Here is a 15,523-nt window from a genome sequence, read left to right as displayed (position 1 = left end):
CCGTTGCCGCGCTTGCTGAGCTAGGAAAAGTCCAACCCGAGCAATGCGTTTTCGGTGACTTCCGGCAATGCTGGATGGATCCAATATTGATTGCTTGCTACTTCACGTACGTCTAGGTCAAAAGCCATGACCGTGATCATCTGCTGGATTAACGATGAGGCTTGCGGCCCCATGTAGTGAGCACCCAACAGCTTTCCGGTGTGCTTGTCAGCAATGAGCTTGGCGATGCCGGTTTTGTCTTCCATGGCCCAGCCGTACGCGACATCACCATACTTCTGCACCTTGACGGTCACCTCGTGCCCTGCCTCGCGGGCTTCTTCTTCGGTCATGCCAACATAGGCAATTTGCGGGTGCGTAAAGACCGCCGCCGGGACGTGCTCGTGTGGCATTTTCTTCAGCGCGTCAGGGTTGAGCAAGTTATGACGTACCGCGCGCATTTCAGCATTGGCAACATGCTTGAGCATGTATGGCGAGGAGATATCCCCCAGCGCCCAGATGCCTTCGGCCGAAGTGGAGCGACCATATTCGTCTACGCTGATGCGCCCATCTTTAGCGTCAATGCCGGCTGATTCCAGATCCAGCTGGTCACCGTTAGGAGTGCGACCTGTTGCCACAAGTAGTACTTCCCCGCTCACTGTGGATCCATCATCCATTTCCACCGTTACTTCTGAGTCCCCTTGGCTCACGCCGGTGATGTTTCGCCCCATACGCACGTCATAGCGTTTCGCAGCCAATTCATTAAAGGATTCGCGAAGCTCGGTATCGAGGTGGCGCAGTAACTGCGAGCGCGCGATGATGCTGACCTTGGTGCCTAGCGCTTCAAAGACGTGAGCGAACTCCATGGCAATGTATCCGCCACCAACGATCACGATGGATTTTGGTTGCTGCGCTAGGCGCATGATGTCTTCATTGGTGTGGAAATGCACGCCTGATTCGGCAATCACTTCGGGAATCACCGGACGTGATCCAGCGGCCAAGACTATCTGGTCCGCGCTGATCGTTTTGGTTTCTGATCCTTGCCCTGTTCGCAAAGTACGCTCGGATACAAAACGTGCATGCTGATCATAGACGTCGATATTTGGAGTCTTATCTCCGCGTCGATACTCTTCCCCACCCTTGGCGATGAGATCAATCCGCTGATCAAATACCCGGTCAACAATGCTTGACCAGTCGACGGAATTCACTTGGGAGTCAACCCCTAAACGCGATGACTCCCTTGTTTCCAAAGCAGTATCAGCTGCGTAGACGTACATCTTGGTGGGAATGCAACCAACGTTGAGGCAGGTACCTCCGAACGCACCCTTTTCGATGACGGCAATTGATTTGTCATCAAATTCGGGTCCAGGAATTGAATTACCCGAGCCGGTGCCAAGGATGATCAGGTCGTAGTGCTTGTCTACCTTTACTGCTTCGGATGTCATCTTGCTTGGTCCCTTTCGCGGCGACTGATTGAACAGGTAACTGAACAGGGTGGCGTTCACTACCTATCGGGAGGCTATCACTTTGCTGAAGACCTCTGGGTATCTGGATTGTGCGTTAAAACACGTCAACGGTCATCCTTGAGGATTTACTCCCGTAAAGATGACCGTTGAAGTGAACAGTAAATAAGTTAGCGCTTTAGGACCTAAAGACCTTGGTCAGACAACCAAGATTTTGCAATGTCCGCAGCTGACTTCTTATCAACGGTGCTCTGCACGTTCAGGTCAATAAGCTCTTCAGCGGTGAGCTTCTTGCTCACTGGATCCAAGACCTTCCCAAGCTCTTCAGACTGATCCGCCGTAACGACAGGAACAACGTTCGAGGCAAGGAAGAGGGACTTAGGATCTTCAAGTACCACTAGGTCTTCGGTCTTGATGCGAGGATCCGCGGTAAATACGTTAGCCACGTTCACGGTGCCAGCCACAAGATCTTCAACCGTCGTATCACCAGTGGCAGAGAAATCAGTCTTCACTCCGTAAGTGCTTTCCAATCCCTTCGGGCCGTAAGGACGTTCGGCAAGCTCTGGTGGACCACCAAGAGTCAATTCATCTTTGACCTTTGCCAAGTCCTCGATGCTTTTCAGATTATTGTCGTCGGCAAATTTGCGGGTGACGGTGTAGGAGTCCTGGTCCGAGGCTTCCGCTTCATCCAAAACAGCCAACGAGTCAGGCAGCTGGCCTTCTAGTTCCTTGTACACATCCGCAGATGAGCGAGACTTAGTATCTTCCTTGAAGAACTGCAGCAGGTTACCGGTGTACTCAGGGAACACGTTGATGCTGCCGTTTTCGAGCTGCGGCATGTATGCGTCGCGCTGGCCAATGTTGAACTTTCGTTCAACTTCAAGCCCAGAATTCTCCAGAGCCTGCGCGTAGATCTCCGCGACGATTTCATTGGAATAGTAAGCCTGTGAACCTACAACGATTTTCTCGGAGCCACTGTTTTCCGAGCCACTCTGCGTGGCCAATGGATCCGAGCTAGAGCAACCAGCCAAGGTTAGTGCTCCAGCTGTGATTACTGCAGCAACGCGTGATGCCTGCTTTATTCTCATGTCAGTTCTTTCTCTTGTGCGAGTGAAGATTTCGAATCTTGAGTTCTAACTTTTCTCTGCTTTGATCCTAGTGCGCGAGGCACTGCCGCTTTCTGTCCCATGGCAAGGAGCATGTCGAGCAGCAAGGCCACCACGGCTACAAGCAGAGCGCCACCGAGAACCATGTCGAAGCGACGCAGATTCAGCCCGGTAATAATCGGCAAGCCGAGACCGCCAAGGTTTACATACGCTGCGATGGTTACCGTAGCGACTACCTGCAACACTGCTGCTCGAATACCGCCAACTAATAGTGAGAGCCCAAGAGGTATCTCAACTTTGAACAAAATTTGCCATTCAGTCATTCCCATAGCTCGGGCCGCGTCGATGGTTTTCCGGTCAATCGCTTCGAAACCTGTATAGGCTCCGGCCAGTAATGACGGAATAGCCAATACGACAAATGCTAGGACAGCCGCTTCTGGTTTGTGGGTGACGCCCAAAAGCAACACCAGCAATATCAACAATCCAAAAGACGGTACCGCACGGGCAATACCAGCTGCCCCCACCGCGATCTCTCGTCCCTTACCGGTATGCCCGATGGCCCAGCCGACAGGAATCGCGATAGCCCCGGCAATCACGACCGAGATGAAGGTGAACAGCAGATGCTGTCCCAGTAGTACGGCCAGCCCATCTTTGCCTTCCCATTGTTCTGGGGCGACCAGCCACTTGAATGCGTCAGATAGTAGGTTCATGAGGCCACCGCTGCAGTAGCCTGAGCTTGTACCGAACGGCTTCGCCGGTTATCTGTTCTGCTCCATGGCATGAGCCAACGGCCGATCAGCATCAACAGTAGATCAACAACCAAAGCAATCAGCGCCACCGCCAATAGGCCGGCAAATACCTCAACGATGATGCGTCGCTGCAAACCATTGGTGAACAAGTAGCCCAGGTTTGTCACGCCTACCAGGATGCCCACCGTGGCCAGCGAAATCGTGCTCACTGCAGTGACCCGAAGTCCCGCCAGAATCACTGGACCAGCTAGTGGCAGGTCAACAGCGAAGAATCGGCGGGTTGTTCCGTACCCCATTGCGGTAGCTGCCGAACGAGCTGCGGGGTCAACAGAGTTTAGACCGTCAACAACACCACGAACCATGATGGCCACAGCATAAAGGCTCAAAGCTACGATCAGGTTGGCTTCGCTAATCGCGCTCATTCCGGTAATCACCGGAAGAATCATCAACAACGCGAGCGAAGGAATCGTGTAAAGCAGGCCAGTCAGGGTCACCAACGGTCCGCCAACGAGTTTGTATCGCCACGCCACCCAACCCAAGGGAAGGGAGAGCACAAATCCGATGACAATGGCGATCAAGGACTGTCGCAAGTGCTCTATCGACAGTGAACTTATCAGTTGAAAATTCTCAGAAATCCAACTCATTACCGCGGCCCGTCTTCAACGAGTCGGCCCTGAGTTCGGCCCTGCGAATCCACCAGTACCGGGCCTTGTGGTGTTTGTTTGACGCTCATGGCGCGAGCGCCACGGTCTGTCCCAATGAAGGAAGAGACAAAATCATTGGCTGGATTTTCGATGATTTCGCTCGGGCTACCTACCTGAAGCTTTTGGGCACCCGCAGCAAGGATGACCACTTGGTCCCCCAGCAAAAACGCTTCGTCGATATCGTGGGTGACAAAAACGATGGTTTTGTCGAGTTCCTTTTGTAGCCGCAATAGTTCGCTTTGCAGTTCGGAGCGCACGATGGGATCTACTGCGCCAAAGGGCTCATCCATCAGCAAAATATTTGGGTCCGAAGCCAAGCCTCGGGCTACACCGACACGTTGTTGCTGGCCACCGGAGAGCTGGTGCGGGTACCGATCTGCCATTGAAGTAGGCAAGCCCACGGTCTCCATCAATTCCAACGCTCTGCGGCGTGAGTCCCTACGCGATTGCCCCATTAGACGTGGAACGGTGGCGATATTATCGGCCACGGTGAAATGCGGAAGTAATCCTGAGTTCTGCATAACGTAGCCAATACTGCGGCGAAGCTCCACTGCATTTTTAGTGGAAATGTCTTCCCCATCGATTCGCACCGTTCCGGAGCTTGGGTCCACCATCCGGTTGATCATTCGTAGCAAAGTAGTCTTGCCACAACCGGAAGAACCAACAAAAACTGTGGAACTGTGTGCAGGAATCTGCAGGTTGAAATCCTTGACTGCCGTCGTACCATCCGGGTAGTGCTTGGATATGTTCTCGAATTCAATCATGTGCCGACTCCTATAGATGGCTTTGAAGATAATTCTGCCTCAAAGGACCTCGAAGAACACTGGTACGGCACGGATCTTTCTGCGTTACTGCTGATTCTCTCGATCAATGCCAAATAATGCTCTAGTCACCAGTAGGATTTAGACGGATTCTTCACCGATTATAAGGATCCTCATGAAGCTTCGAACCTTTGCCTGGCTCAGCGCTCCACTACTAGTCACAGCGGTAGCGCTGGCTTCCCCAGCTTCGGCTAGCCAGACGCCAGCTGACAGCTCACCGCAGTGGGGTTCGGTGGTGGTCATGGAAGTTGGTACCGGAAAAGTACTCCAGCGGTTGGAAGCGCCCGAGACCACATCGGTGATCATGATGGAAGTGCACACAGGCAAGGTGCTGGATCAGGTGGATTGCACTAACTGGCCCGAGGCTACCGGTTCAGAATTCCGCGCTGGCAAAGTTGTTGAATCGTCGCCCGCAATGATTGCAACACCCGAGTCCCTCTCGCCGTCATTTACCTCAACCCCGAACAGGCTGTTGGGCTGGAACTAAACAATTGCTCAAAAACGACTAATGCCCCAAAACCACGCAACGGTGGTTTTGGGGTATTAGTTTTCTAGTCACAAAGCTTAGGCTTCGAGCACTACCGGAACGATCATTGGGCGTCGGCGTAGCTTGCGCGAGACCCACGAGCCGATGACACGACGGGTGATCTGCTGTAGCTGGTGTGTGGAGTGGTTCGGGTTATTCGACACCGCTTCCACAATGGCAGCTGCAATCTTTGGCTTGATTTCGTTGAAGACTGAGTCTTCTTCAGCCACACCGCGAGCGTGAATGTCTGGGCCGGAAATGATGGTGCCATTCTGGCGGTTGATCACGGTGATCACCGAGATGAAACCTTCTTCACCCAGGGTGACGCGATCCTTGAGGTCATCATCGGTGATGGTGCCAACCTTTGAACCGTCAACATAGACGTAGCCACATTCAACCTGTCCAACCAGCTGAGCGACGCCGTCCTTCATGTCGATGACCGAGCCATCTTCAGCCAGCAAGACGTTCTCTTCTGGAACGCCGGACTGCGCAGCCAAACGGCCATTGGCAATCAGGTGGCGAGTTTCGCCGTGGACCGGAAGCACGTTCTTTGGACGCAGGATGTTGTAGCAGTACAGCAACTCGCCCGCCGAAGCGTGACCGGAAACGTGAACCTTAGCCATGCCCTTGTGGATGACCTCGGCGCCAAGACGCATCAGACCATTGATCACACGGAAGACCGAGTTCTCGTTACCTGGGATCAGGCTGGAAGCCAGGATCACAGTATCGCCTGGGTTGATCTGAACCTTGTGCTCACCGTTGGCCATACGCGACAGCGCAGCCATTGGCTCGCCCTGCGAACCGGTAGACATCAGCACGACCTTGTGGTCTGGCAGCGAATCGATCTGTTTAAGATCAACCAGCACACCCTGCGGGATATCTAGGTAGCCAAGACGTTCGGCGATGCCCATGTTGCGAACCATCGAGCGGCCGATGAAGGCCACCTTGCGACCGTGCATTGCTGCCGCATCCAATACCTGCTGCACGCGGTGAACGTGCGAGGAGAAGGAAGCAACAATGATGCGGCGACGTGCCCGTGCGAACTTGGCTTCAAGCACTGGGCCAATTTCGCGCTCTGCCACGGTGAAGCCTGGAACTTCAGCGTTGGTGGAGTCAGGCAGGAACAAGTCCACGCCTTCCTCACCCAAACGGGCGAAGTGGCGAAGGTCAGTGATGCGACCATCTAGTGGCAGCTGATCCATCTTGAAGTCACCAGTGTGCAGCACGGTACCGGCTTCGGTACGCAGGAACACTGCCAGCGCATCTGGAATCGAGTGGTTCACAGCGACAAATTCACATTCGAAGTTGCCGATCTGCGCGACCTCGCCTTCCACCACAATGTTGGTGTTGGCCTTGATCCGGTGTTCAGCCAGTTTTGCTTCAACGAAGGCCAAGGTCAGCTTCGACCCATATACTGGAATATCTTCGCGCAGACGCAACAGGTATGGAACAGCACCAATGTGATCCTCGTGGCCGTGGGTGAGCACTACGCCCACCACGTCAGCCAAGCGGTTCTTGATGTACGAGAAGTCCGGCAGGATCAAATCCACGCCAGGTTGGTGTTCTTCTGGGAACAGCACACCGCAGTCGATGATCAACAGTTTCCCGTTGAGCTCGAATACAGTCATGTTTCGGCCGACTTCGCCCAAACCGCCGAGGGGAACAATTCGCATTGTTCCCTTCTTCAGCCTGGCTGGAGTCTGCAAACGTGCAGAATCAGCCTTACCTACTGAACTCTCAGTCATGTGTAGTTAGTCCCTTTCGTTACAGATCCCATCCGCCTTCACGTAGGTCCGCGCGGATAGCATCGAGCTCTGCGTCCGACGGTGCCATAAGCGGCAGTCGGACGACGGTGTTCGGCAGGACACCCTGCCAGTGAAGTCCATATTTTGCGGCCACGGCGCCCTGTATGTGGCCCATGATGCCGCGCTGAATCGCGTCCAGCTCAAAGTGTGTGGTGCGTGCAGTAGCCAAATCCCCTGCATGCATTGCATTAACAAGCGTACGGTACTTAGCAGCTGCAACGTGAGCCGTAACCGAAACCACGCCGACAGCACCTGCTGCCATCAATGGCAAGGTCAGTCCGTCGTCACCCGAGTAGACATGAAGGTCGGTGTTGGCCAGCACGGTGGTGGTTGACTGGTAGTCCGACTTTGCGTCCTTGAGGGCAATGACCTGAGGAATCTTGGAAAGTTCAATAATGGTCTCAGGAGCCAGTGCGATTCCGGTTCGTCCTGGGATGTCGTAGAGCATGATTGGCAGCTCTACCGCTTCAGCGATGGCCTTTACGTGGGCAATGACGCCTGCTTGGCTTGGCTTGTTGTAGTACGGGGTGGTCAACAGCACACCGTCTACGCCAGCTGCCTTGGCGGCCAGCGACAGTTTGATCGAGTGGCGGGTGTCGTTGGTGGTGGAACCGGCCAGCACTGCTGCACGGTCTCCAACTGCTTCAACAACGGTGCGGAACATCTTGATGTTCTCTTCATCGCTCAGGGTTGAGGTCTCACCGGTGGTACCAGTGACCACCAAACCGTCGCAGCCATCATCGACAAGCTTCTGTGCCACTTTTGTTGCCAACGCGTAGTCGACCTCTCCCGCGTCATCGAAGGGAGTGATCATTGCGGTAAGCACAGTACCGAATGGGTATGCCTGATTATCAATTGCACTTGTAGCCATGGTTTTAAATCTACACGCGCGCATGTTGAGATGGCATCCACAGACAAATCCGTGGTGCGATAACTTTATGCAAATTTCGGGGAAGCAACAGCGTCTGTTAGGCGTTGATGCAGCACGTCTACTTGCCATTCTTGGCATGTTTGCGGCACACATTTTTGCGCTCTATCAGGCCAACGGCGACAGCGGATTTTCCCCTACATTTACCGGATCTGTGGCTTCTGGGCGGGCTTCAGTTTTGTTCATGGTGCTGGCGGGTTTATCACTGAGTCTTATGCATGAATCGCTAGCTCGTAAAGGCTTTTCGTACCCTAAGATTTACTCAGTCCTTGCACGGAGAGCATTAATAATTGCAGGCCTCGGAATGCTAATTGGGTCGGCAAATGAACGTATCGCAGTCATTCTTGTCCACTATGGGCTACTGTTTCTTTTGCTTCCACTAGCCCTCAGGCTCCCGAGAATAACCATTTGGGTAGTCTCGGCGTCTTGGGTGATAGTTATGCCGGTTTTATGGCGTCCACTCGCAGCAGCCTGGCTGGGGCAATCTCTGGGCCATAATCCAACCTACTTTGACCTCCTACTTCCAGCACCACTGCTCCAAGATTTGTTAGTTACCGGATACTACCCACTGATGATTTGGTTCGGTTACGGGTTGCTGGGGATCTGTCTAGCTCGTTGCAATTTGCGTAGCCAAAAGATCGCGGCCAGCCTAAGCATCATTGGCACCCTCGTAGCTCTTGGCACCTACCTTGTTGGCGGTGCAGTGAGTTTGGGGCATACAGAGCAAATTTCCCAGGCCGTAGGGACACCGTCCTCGACCGTGTCTACGCTCATCGCGGCAGGCCGGCTACCGGGGATCAATTTTGATCCCTACCTGACAAACATCGACTACCTGTGGCTGCCCACCGGCCACAGCAACTCGCTCTTGGCCACACTGCATGCGGCCGGCTGCGCCGTGGCAGTCATTGGTCTGCTCTTGCTTGTCATCCCTCACCTTGGCGTGCTTGGAAGGATCCTCGCCGGGGCCGGCCGGGCACCGCTAACCCTCTATGCGGGACATATTGTGTTGCTGCCAGCCCTGCAGTATTTCCTTGAACCGGTCGTGATTTGGTGGATCTTGATTACCGTCACCGCAGGTTTTGGCCTCTGGTTGGGCTTGACCAAAGCTTCGGGCCCTTTGGAATTCTGCATACGGATACTGAGTGGTGCCGATGCCACTTCCGGGACACAGAAGTCCACCCCGAATAACAAATGACAAACAGCGCTGTAGCGCCCGACTCTCTCTGATTGTGAGTCGGGCGCTACAGCGGGTTGGTCTTTTGCTTCGTATCAGTCTTGCTTAAAGGCTGCATCAAAAGAGGTTGAGGAGGCGGGGAAATCCAGCTTCTTCAACGCTGCAAGTGACTCCGGCGCTCCAAACAGGCGATCCATGCCGGCATCTTCCCATTCAATTGAAATCGGGCCGTCGTAACCAATGGCAGTTAGGGCGCGGAACGCGTCTTCCCACGGCACGTCCCCACGGCCAGCGGAGACAAAGTCCCAGCCGCGTCGCGGGTCTCCCCACGGAAGGTGGGAGCCTAACCCACCGTTGCGACCGTTGCCCATACGCATGCGGGTGTCCTTGCAATCCACGTGATAGATCTTCTCCTCGAAGTCTGAAATGAACGCGACCGTATCGATACCCTGCCACACCATGTGGCTCGGGTCCCAGTTCAGCCCGAAGGCCTCACGATGCCCAATGGCTTCGAGGGTCTTGACGGTGGACCAGTAGTCATAAGCAATCTCTGACGGATGGACTTCGTGAGCAAAGCGCACACCGCATTCGTCAAAGACGTCCAGAATTGGATTCCATCGATCAGCAAAATCTTGATATCCAGCGTCGATGACCTCTGCCGGTACCGGCGGGAACATCGCTACGTACTGCCAGATTGAGGATCCGGTGAACCCCACAACAGTCTTGACCCCTAGACGTTTGGCCAGTCGCGCAGTGTTCTTCAATTCCTCGGCGGCTCGCTGACGCACCCCTTCCGGGTCACCGTCGCCCCAAACCTTTTCACCCACAATTGCTTGGTGGCGGAAGTCGATCGGGTTATCGCACACCGCCTGCCCTTTCAGATGGTTGGAGATCGCCCAGACCTTCAGCCCATATTTTTCTAAAATGCCAAGGCGCTCGGCAATGTAGTCATCATCGTCCCAACGCCAAGCGTCAAGATGTTCACCGGAGACCGCGATCTCCAGCCCGTCGTATCCCCAACCAGCAGCTAGTCGGGCCACTTCCTCCAAGGGCAAGTCTGCCCATTGGCCAGTGAATAGAGTGAAATCGCGTGCCATCCGTTGACTCCTTGTGATTGCTTCCGTCGTACTGTACTGCAGTGATTCCTAGATGGTGGTTGCCCACGTACTGTTGTTGGCCGCGCTTTTCTGGACCGCGTCCAAAACACGCTGTACCTGATGGCCATCAGCGAAGGAAGGCTCAGGTTGCTGGCCTGCACCAATGGCATCAATAAAGTCCTTGGCCTGATGGACAAATCCATGTTCGTAGCCCAGCGTGTGGCCGGTGGGCCACCATGCTGACATGTAGGGGTGCGCTGGCTCGGTGACCATGATCTGGGCGAAGCCCTGTCTGGTGTCAGGCGCGGTGGCATCGTAGTAACCCAGTGAGTTGTAGTTCTCCAGGTCGAAAGAAATTGCACCCTTTGAACCGGAGACTTCAATGCGTAGCGAGTTTTTGCGCCCCGTGGCCATGCGGGTGGCTTCGAAAGTGCCTAGCGCTCCCCCATCAAATTGGGCCGTAAACGCTGCCGCGTCATCCACGCTGACCTGCCCGAGTTGTGACGGTGAATCCTGCAGGGGGCGTTCGTGAACGAAAGTTTCCATCACACCACTCACCCCGACGATCTTCTGTCCGGTGATGAATTGGGATAGATCCACAGCATGGGCACCAATATCACCCAGCGCACCGGTTCCCGCATGTTCTTTCTGCAACCGCCAGGTTAATGGAGAGTTAGCGTCAGCTAGCCAGTCCTGTAGATAGGCTGCACGCACCTGACGCACCTGCCCAATGACGCCGCTGGTCACCAGCTCGCGAGCAAAAGTGGCCGCAGGTACCCGGCGATAGGTGAAGCCGACCATCGCCTGAATGTCATTGCCGGCGCTTTGCGCAGCCTCGGCCATGGCTTTGGCTTCTTCAAGGGTGTTGGCCAGCGGTTTTTCGCAGAGCACATGCTTTCCTGCGGCTAGTGCAGCGATGGCGATCTCAGCGTGAGAATTGCCGGGAGTGACGATGTCGACCACGTCGATGTCATCGCGTTCAATGGCCGAACGCCAATCGGTAGAGGTTTCGGCCCAACCCCATTTTGCGGCAGCCGCCTGAACGTTCGTAGCATTGCGACCAACGAGCAGGGTCATCTCTGGTTGTAGTGGAAGATCAAAGAATCTAGGCGCAACGCGCCACCCTTGTGAATGCGCGGCCCCCATAAATCCATGCCCAATCAGGGCTACTTTTAAGACTGCTTTTTGGTTGGGCATGTACTTCCTCCTGCGATGGATCTTGTGGGGGTCATGTTCGGGATGGCCTGCCTGCTGTGGCTAGCCACCCCGAATCACTGCGGGCTCCGTTTAGGAGGTGAATGCGGTCGGCAGATACTGGTCGACGTTGTCCTTGGTAACTACCGGAGCGTTCAAAACGATGCGCTTCGGAGCTTCGACCTCGACCAAATCGCTCATGGCCTTGTTCTGGGCGATCAGTCGCGCAAGGCGCACTCCATCGGCGGCCTGGGTGGATGGGTACAGAACGGTGGCTTCAAGCACCGATTCACCACCCTTAATCAGGTCCATAGCGTTCTTTGAACCTGCACCGCCAACCATGAAGAATTCGTCGCGTCCGGCGCTGTCGATGGCAGCTAGGACACCGTGGCCCTGGTCGTCATCGTGATTCCAGATAGCGTCGATCTTTGGTGCGGCTGATAGTAGCTGGGAAGCGGCTGCTTCGCCGCCTGCAACGGTGAAGTCTGCTGGCACGCGGTTATCAACGTCGAGTCCGCAGACCTTGAGTGCTTCCTCAAATCCCTTACTGCGTTCCTGGGTCAGTGGCAAAGAATCAACACCGGGAATTTCTGCGACAACGGCATCAGGCTTATCACCCAATCGTTCACAGATGTATTCACCGGCACTGCGTCCCATTCCGTAGTTGTCCCCCAGGATGGTGGTGCGAGCGGCAGCTGGGCTGGAGAATTCACGGTCCACGTTGATGACCGGAATGCCCGCTTCCATGGCCTTGGTTGCCACAGCAGTTAGTGCTGCGCCGTCAGTTGGCAGCAGAACGATCGCGTTGACCTTGTCGTTGATGAACTGTTCAACCTGGCTGATCTGCAGGTTGGCGTCGTTGGTGCCCTCAGCAACTCGCAGGTCAACATCTTCCAAGGAATCGCCCTGCGCGATGGCGGCCGAGTTGATGGCACCGAGCCACCCGTGATCCGCAGCCGGACCCGAAAAACCGATGACTACCTTGTCGCCAGTTGCGGCGTTGCCTTCGCTGGAGGCATTTGATGGCTGTGCACTTTCGCCATCTGAACCCGACGAGCAGCCGGTGATCAGTGCGCCGATCGCCAGAAGGGCACCGGTTGTGACGAGCATTTTCCGTCCGGATGGAACTGCAAACATGTCTATCTCCTCAGTGAGTTAGGTGCGTCGACGCCGCATGCAGACCGAACTGTTCGGGCGCCCGTCAACGTGACTAGTGTCACAATAACAGAAGTTCGGGGAAAATCGACGAACTTCTACCGATTGCCGACATAATGTGTTAGTTTCATCACATGCTGAAAGATGAAAATCCACGTCCGCTCCTTGATGTTCGCGGGCTTACAAAGCGATTCGGCGCCGTTCAAGCGCTCAAAGGCGTCGACTTGTCCGTGCTACCCGGTGAAGTCCACTGCGTGATGGGACAGAACGGCGCAGGTAAATCCACGCTGATCAAAACACTGTCTGGTGTACACCAGCCCGATAGCGGTGAAATCTTCTGGGACGGCGAAAAGGTTGACCTCTCCACTCCCACCGCGGCACTAAGCCTTGGCATCGCCACCATGTATCAGGAACTCGACGTCGTTGACGGCCTGAGCATCACGGAGAACATCTTTCTAGGACATGAACGAGCAACCGGCGGGGTCCTTCATGTGAAGAAGGCCAATGCCATTGCCCGCACACTCCTAAAAAGACTGGGCCACGGCAGCCTCTCTCCTTCGCGCGAAGTCGGCACACTTTCAGCAGCTAACAAACAAATCGTCAGCATGGCCCGGGCACTGTCCCGCGACACCAAGCTGATCATCATGGATGAGCCCAGCGCCATCCTTGATGCCGGCGAAGTCCAGAATCTCTTCCGAGTGGTCCGCGAACTAACCGCTCAAGGCATTGCGGTTGTGTACATCTCCCACCGTCTTGAAGAGATTAGAGAGATCGGTGATCGGATCTCGGTGATCAAAGATGGTCAGAGCACCGCCAACAACATGGACGTTGCAGACACTCCCAAAGCCGAACTCATCCGTCGGATGACCGGTCGCGACGTATCCAACGTCTTCCCGGAACGCACTCCAATCTCCGTCACGGCCCCCGTGGTTCTAGAAGTCACTGACCTGGAACTCGCAGGGCACTTCGACAAACTCAGCTTCAGCGTACGCGCCGGAGAAATCCTCGGTTTTGCCGGACTCGTCGGCTCCCAACGCTCCGAAATCATCGAGACGATCTACGGAGCCCGAAAGGCCAGCGCCGGACAGGTCACCGTTAATGGAAAGCGGCTGACAGCTGGTTCGGTCACTTCCGCGGTGACAGCGGGAATCGGTTTATCCCCCGAGGAACGCAAAAGCCAAGGTTTGATCCTCGATGAACCCATTTACAAGAACGTCACCCTATCCACGTTTGAACGTTTTTCACGCACTGGATTGTTAGACGAGGCTGCAGAACGTCGTGCGGCCAGCGAACAAATCGAGGCGCTAGAGCTACGCCCTGCAGACCCGCAGCGACCGGCGCGCACACTTTCCGGTGGCAACCAGCAAAAAATCTTATTGGCCCGTTGGTTAGTTCATGGCACAAAAGTGCTACTGCTCGATGAGCCAACTCGTGGTGTGGACGTCGGTGCACGTGCAGAAATCTACACTCTCATCCGACGCTTGGCCGATGCAGGAACAGCCATCATCATCATTTCCAGCGAGATTGAAGAAGTCCTCGGCCTCTCCGACAATGTCTTGGTTATAGACAACGGACAGGTTCTCGCACAAAAAACAGCAACTGAAATCGACGAGCACGGTGTGCTCGACCTCGTCATGAAGGGAAGTGCCGCGTGAGCAAGCAGAAGATCGAGGTTGCTGAGCAACCCACCGCTGCGTCTACTCAGAAGCAAGCAGAGAACTCCGGCACTTCACACCGTTCAGGTGGCCTAGTGCAGAACTTGATGCACGGACCGGCTGGCAGGAGCTTAGGCTTGGTGGTTGCCTTGGTAGTGCTGGTCCTCATCGGCCTGATTACCAGCGGTGATCGTTTCACTTCATCAGAAAACATGTTGGTGATCTTGCGGCACGCATCAATCATTGGTGTGCTGAGCATTGGTGTCACGTTTGTCATTACCGCGGGAGGCATTGACCTTTCGGTTGGTTCGGTACTGGGCCTGACCTCCGTGGTTGGTAGCCTCACCGCGGTGCAGGCTGCAGCTTCGGATTCCACCTGGCTCATCATGGTTGTGGTGTCGTTACTTGTTGGCGCTATTGCGGGACTAATCAACGGTGTCATCATTGCCTACGGCAATGTGGTGGCCTTTATCGCCACGTTGGCGACCTTGGTTGCTGCTCGTGGTCTGGCAGAAATCATTTCCGAACGCCGCACCTTGCTGGTGACCAATACGGACTTCACCAAATTCATGCGCGCGGACTTCCTCGGAGTTCCCGTACTCGTGTGGATCTTCGCCTTGGTGGCTGCCGCAGGGTGGTTCTTGCTCAACCGAACCACCTTTGGACGACGCACCGTAGCCATCGGTGGCAACCTCGAAGCATCGCGTCTTGCCGGTATCAAGGTCAAGCGCCACATCGTTTCGCTCTATGTCTTAGTTGGTGTTGCTGCAGGTATCGCCGGGCTGATGATGATGGGCCGCACTACCTCGGGTACCTCAACCCACGGTTACCTCTACGAGCTGGACGCCATTGCCGCCGTAGTTGTTGGTGGAACCCTTCTGGTGGGTGGTCGAGGCACCATCATGGGTACCGTATTTGGTGTCCTGATCTTCAGTACGCTGACAAACGTGTTCACCCAGAACAACATGGACACCTCGGTTCAGGCCTTGGCCAAGGGAGCGATCATCGTCTTGGCAGTTCTACTGCAGCAGCGTTTCGCTTCCGGCAAGGTCCGTAAAGCCAAGAAGCTACCGCTCAAGGTATAGTTCCAACCTGGCTTCCAACAATCCACGCGGAATATCCGATCACGCCATCGGGGCTGGCCCTTGATCAACGGCCGAGGATCTTGGA

14 protein-coding genes are annotated in these 15,523 nt (G+C 55.0%); 4 read left to right on the top strand and 10 right to left on the bottom strand.

Features of this window, described 5'->3' with window-relative positions:
• Positions 1 to 20: 20 nt before the first annotated feature.
• The 5 genes from mtr to AC1Z3F_RS02485 all read right to left on the bottom strand — a co-directional run bounded on the left by mtr (position 21) and on the right by AC1Z3F_RS02485 (position 4,762).
• Positions 21 to 1,421 carry a mycothione reductase gene (gene mtr / locus AC1Z3F_RS02505; RefSeq protein WP_131089934.1) on the bottom strand — a complete coding sequence of 467 codons (1,401 nt, stop codon included), beginning with the start codon at positions 1,419 to 1,421 and terminating at the stop codon, positions 21 to 23.
• Positions 1,422 to 1,624: 203 nt separating this feature from the next.
• The gene (locus AC1Z3F_RS02500; protein ID WP_131089935.1) at positions 1,625 to 2,527 is read right to left on the bottom strand and encodes an ABC transporter substrate-binding protein; all 903 of its coding nucleotides are present in this window, start codon (positions 2,525 to 2,527) and stop codon (positions 1,625 to 1,627) included.
• The gene (locus tag AC1Z3F_RS02495; RefSeq protein ID WP_131089936.1) at positions 2,524 to 3,255 is read right to left on the bottom strand and encodes an ABC transporter permease; all 732 of its coding nucleotides are present in this window, start codon (positions 3,253 to 3,255) and stop codon (positions 2,524 to 2,526) included. Before AC1Z3F_RS02495 ends, AC1Z3F_RS02500 begins: the two co-directional genes overlap by 4 nt.
• Complete coding sequence (locus AC1Z3F_RS02490) at positions 3,252 to 3,938, bottom strand: ABC transporter permease (protein ID WP_262198090.1); 687 nt, start codon at positions 3,936 to 3,938, stop codon at positions 3,252 to 3,254. The genes AC1Z3F_RS02495 and AC1Z3F_RS02490 overlap by 4 nt, the downstream gene beginning before the upstream one ends.
• A complete protein-coding gene (locus AC1Z3F_RS02485; RefSeq protein WP_131089938.1) occupies positions 3,938 to 4,762 on the bottom strand; it encodes an ABC transporter ATP-binding protein in 825 nt (274 codons plus the stop codon). The genes AC1Z3F_RS02490 and AC1Z3F_RS02485 overlap by 1 nt, the downstream gene beginning before the upstream one ends.
• 172 nt (positions 4,763 to 4,934) lie before the next feature.
• On the opposite strand from AC1Z3F_RS02485, the gene AC1Z3F_RS02480 reads away from it, so the two are divergent.
• Positions 4,935 to 5,306 (top strand): hypothetical protein, encoded by a 372-nt coding sequence (locus AC1Z3F_RS02480; RefSeq protein ID WP_262198091.1) that lies wholly within the window; start codon positions 4,935 to 4,937, stop codon positions 5,304 to 5,306.
• Between the two features lie 77 nt (positions 5,307 to 5,383).
• On the opposite strand, the gene AC1Z3F_RS02475 is transcribed toward AC1Z3F_RS02480, so the two are convergent.
• On the bottom strand, positions 5,384 to 7,090 hold the full coding sequence (locus AC1Z3F_RS02475; RefSeq protein WP_131089940.1) for a ribonuclease J: 1,707 nt from the start codon (positions 7,088 to 7,090) through the stop codon (positions 5,384 to 5,386).
• A 19-nt stretch (positions 7,091 to 7,109) separates the two neighbouring features.
• Positions 7,110 to 8,021: a 4-hydroxy-tetrahydrodipicolinate synthase gene (gene dapA / locus AC1Z3F_RS02470; RefSeq protein WP_131089941.1), complete on the bottom strand. Its 912-nt coding sequence runs from the start codon at positions 8,019 to 8,021 to the stop codon at positions 7,110 to 7,112.
• Here dapA and AC1Z3F_RS02465 point away from each other — a divergent pair.
• Positions 8,020 to 9,273 carry a heparan-alpha-glucosaminide N-acetyltransferase domain-containing protein gene (locus AC1Z3F_RS02465; protein WP_483566518.1) on the top strand — a complete coding sequence of 418 codons (1,254 nt, stop codon included), beginning with the start codon at positions 8,020 to 8,022 and terminating at the stop codon, positions 9,271 to 9,273. The genes dapA and AC1Z3F_RS02465 overlap by 2 nt on opposite strands.
• Before the next feature lie 74 nt (positions 9,274 to 9,347).
• Here AC1Z3F_RS02465 and AC1Z3F_RS02460 read toward each other — a convergent pair whose 3' ends face one another.
• The 3 genes from AC1Z3F_RS02460 to AC1Z3F_RS02450 all read right to left on the bottom strand — a co-directional run bounded on the left by AC1Z3F_RS02460 (position 9,348) and on the right by AC1Z3F_RS02450 (position 12,680).
• On the bottom strand, positions 9,348 to 10,349 hold the full coding sequence (locus AC1Z3F_RS02460; protein ID WP_131089943.1) for a sugar phosphate isomerase/epimerase family protein: 1,002 nt from the start codon (positions 10,347 to 10,349) through the stop codon (positions 9,348 to 9,350).
• Between the two features lie 48 nt (positions 10,350 to 10,397).
• A complete protein-coding gene (locus tag AC1Z3F_RS02455) occupies positions 10,398 to 11,546 on the bottom strand; it encodes a Gfo/Idh/MocA family protein (protein WP_207306520.1) in 1,149 nt (382 codons plus the stop codon).
• 90 nt (positions 11,547 to 11,636) lie between these two features.
• Positions 11,637 to 12,680 (bottom strand): substrate-binding domain-containing protein, encoded by a 1,044-nt coding sequence (locus AC1Z3F_RS02450; protein ID WP_131089944.1) that lies wholly within the window; start codon positions 12,678 to 12,680, stop codon positions 11,637 to 11,639.
• 152 nt (positions 12,681 to 12,832) lie between these two features.
• On the opposite strand from AC1Z3F_RS02450, the gene AC1Z3F_RS02445 reads away from it, so the two are divergent.
• Together AC1Z3F_RS02445 and AC1Z3F_RS02440 are read left to right on the top strand one after the other, a co-directional pair.
• Positions 12,833 to 14,353 carry a sugar ABC transporter ATP-binding protein gene (locus AC1Z3F_RS02445; RefSeq protein ID WP_131089945.1) on the top strand — a complete coding sequence of 507 codons (1,521 nt, stop codon included), beginning with the start codon at positions 12,833 to 12,835 and terminating at the stop codon, positions 14,351 to 14,353.
• Positions 14,350 to 15,438 (top strand): ABC transporter permease, encoded by a 1,089-nt coding sequence (locus AC1Z3F_RS02440; RefSeq protein WP_396267960.1) that lies wholly within the window; start codon positions 14,350 to 14,352, stop codon positions 15,436 to 15,438. The genes AC1Z3F_RS02445 and AC1Z3F_RS02440 overlap by 4 nt, the downstream gene beginning before the upstream one ends.
• Positions 15,439 to 15,523: the final 85 nt, after the last annotated feature.

It is taken from the genome of Glutamicibacter sp. MOO4 (genome assembly GCF_056934395.1).
The sequence above is the reverse complement of the archived record's forward strand: the minus strand, read 5'-3'. Positions and strand labels throughout refer to the sequence as shown.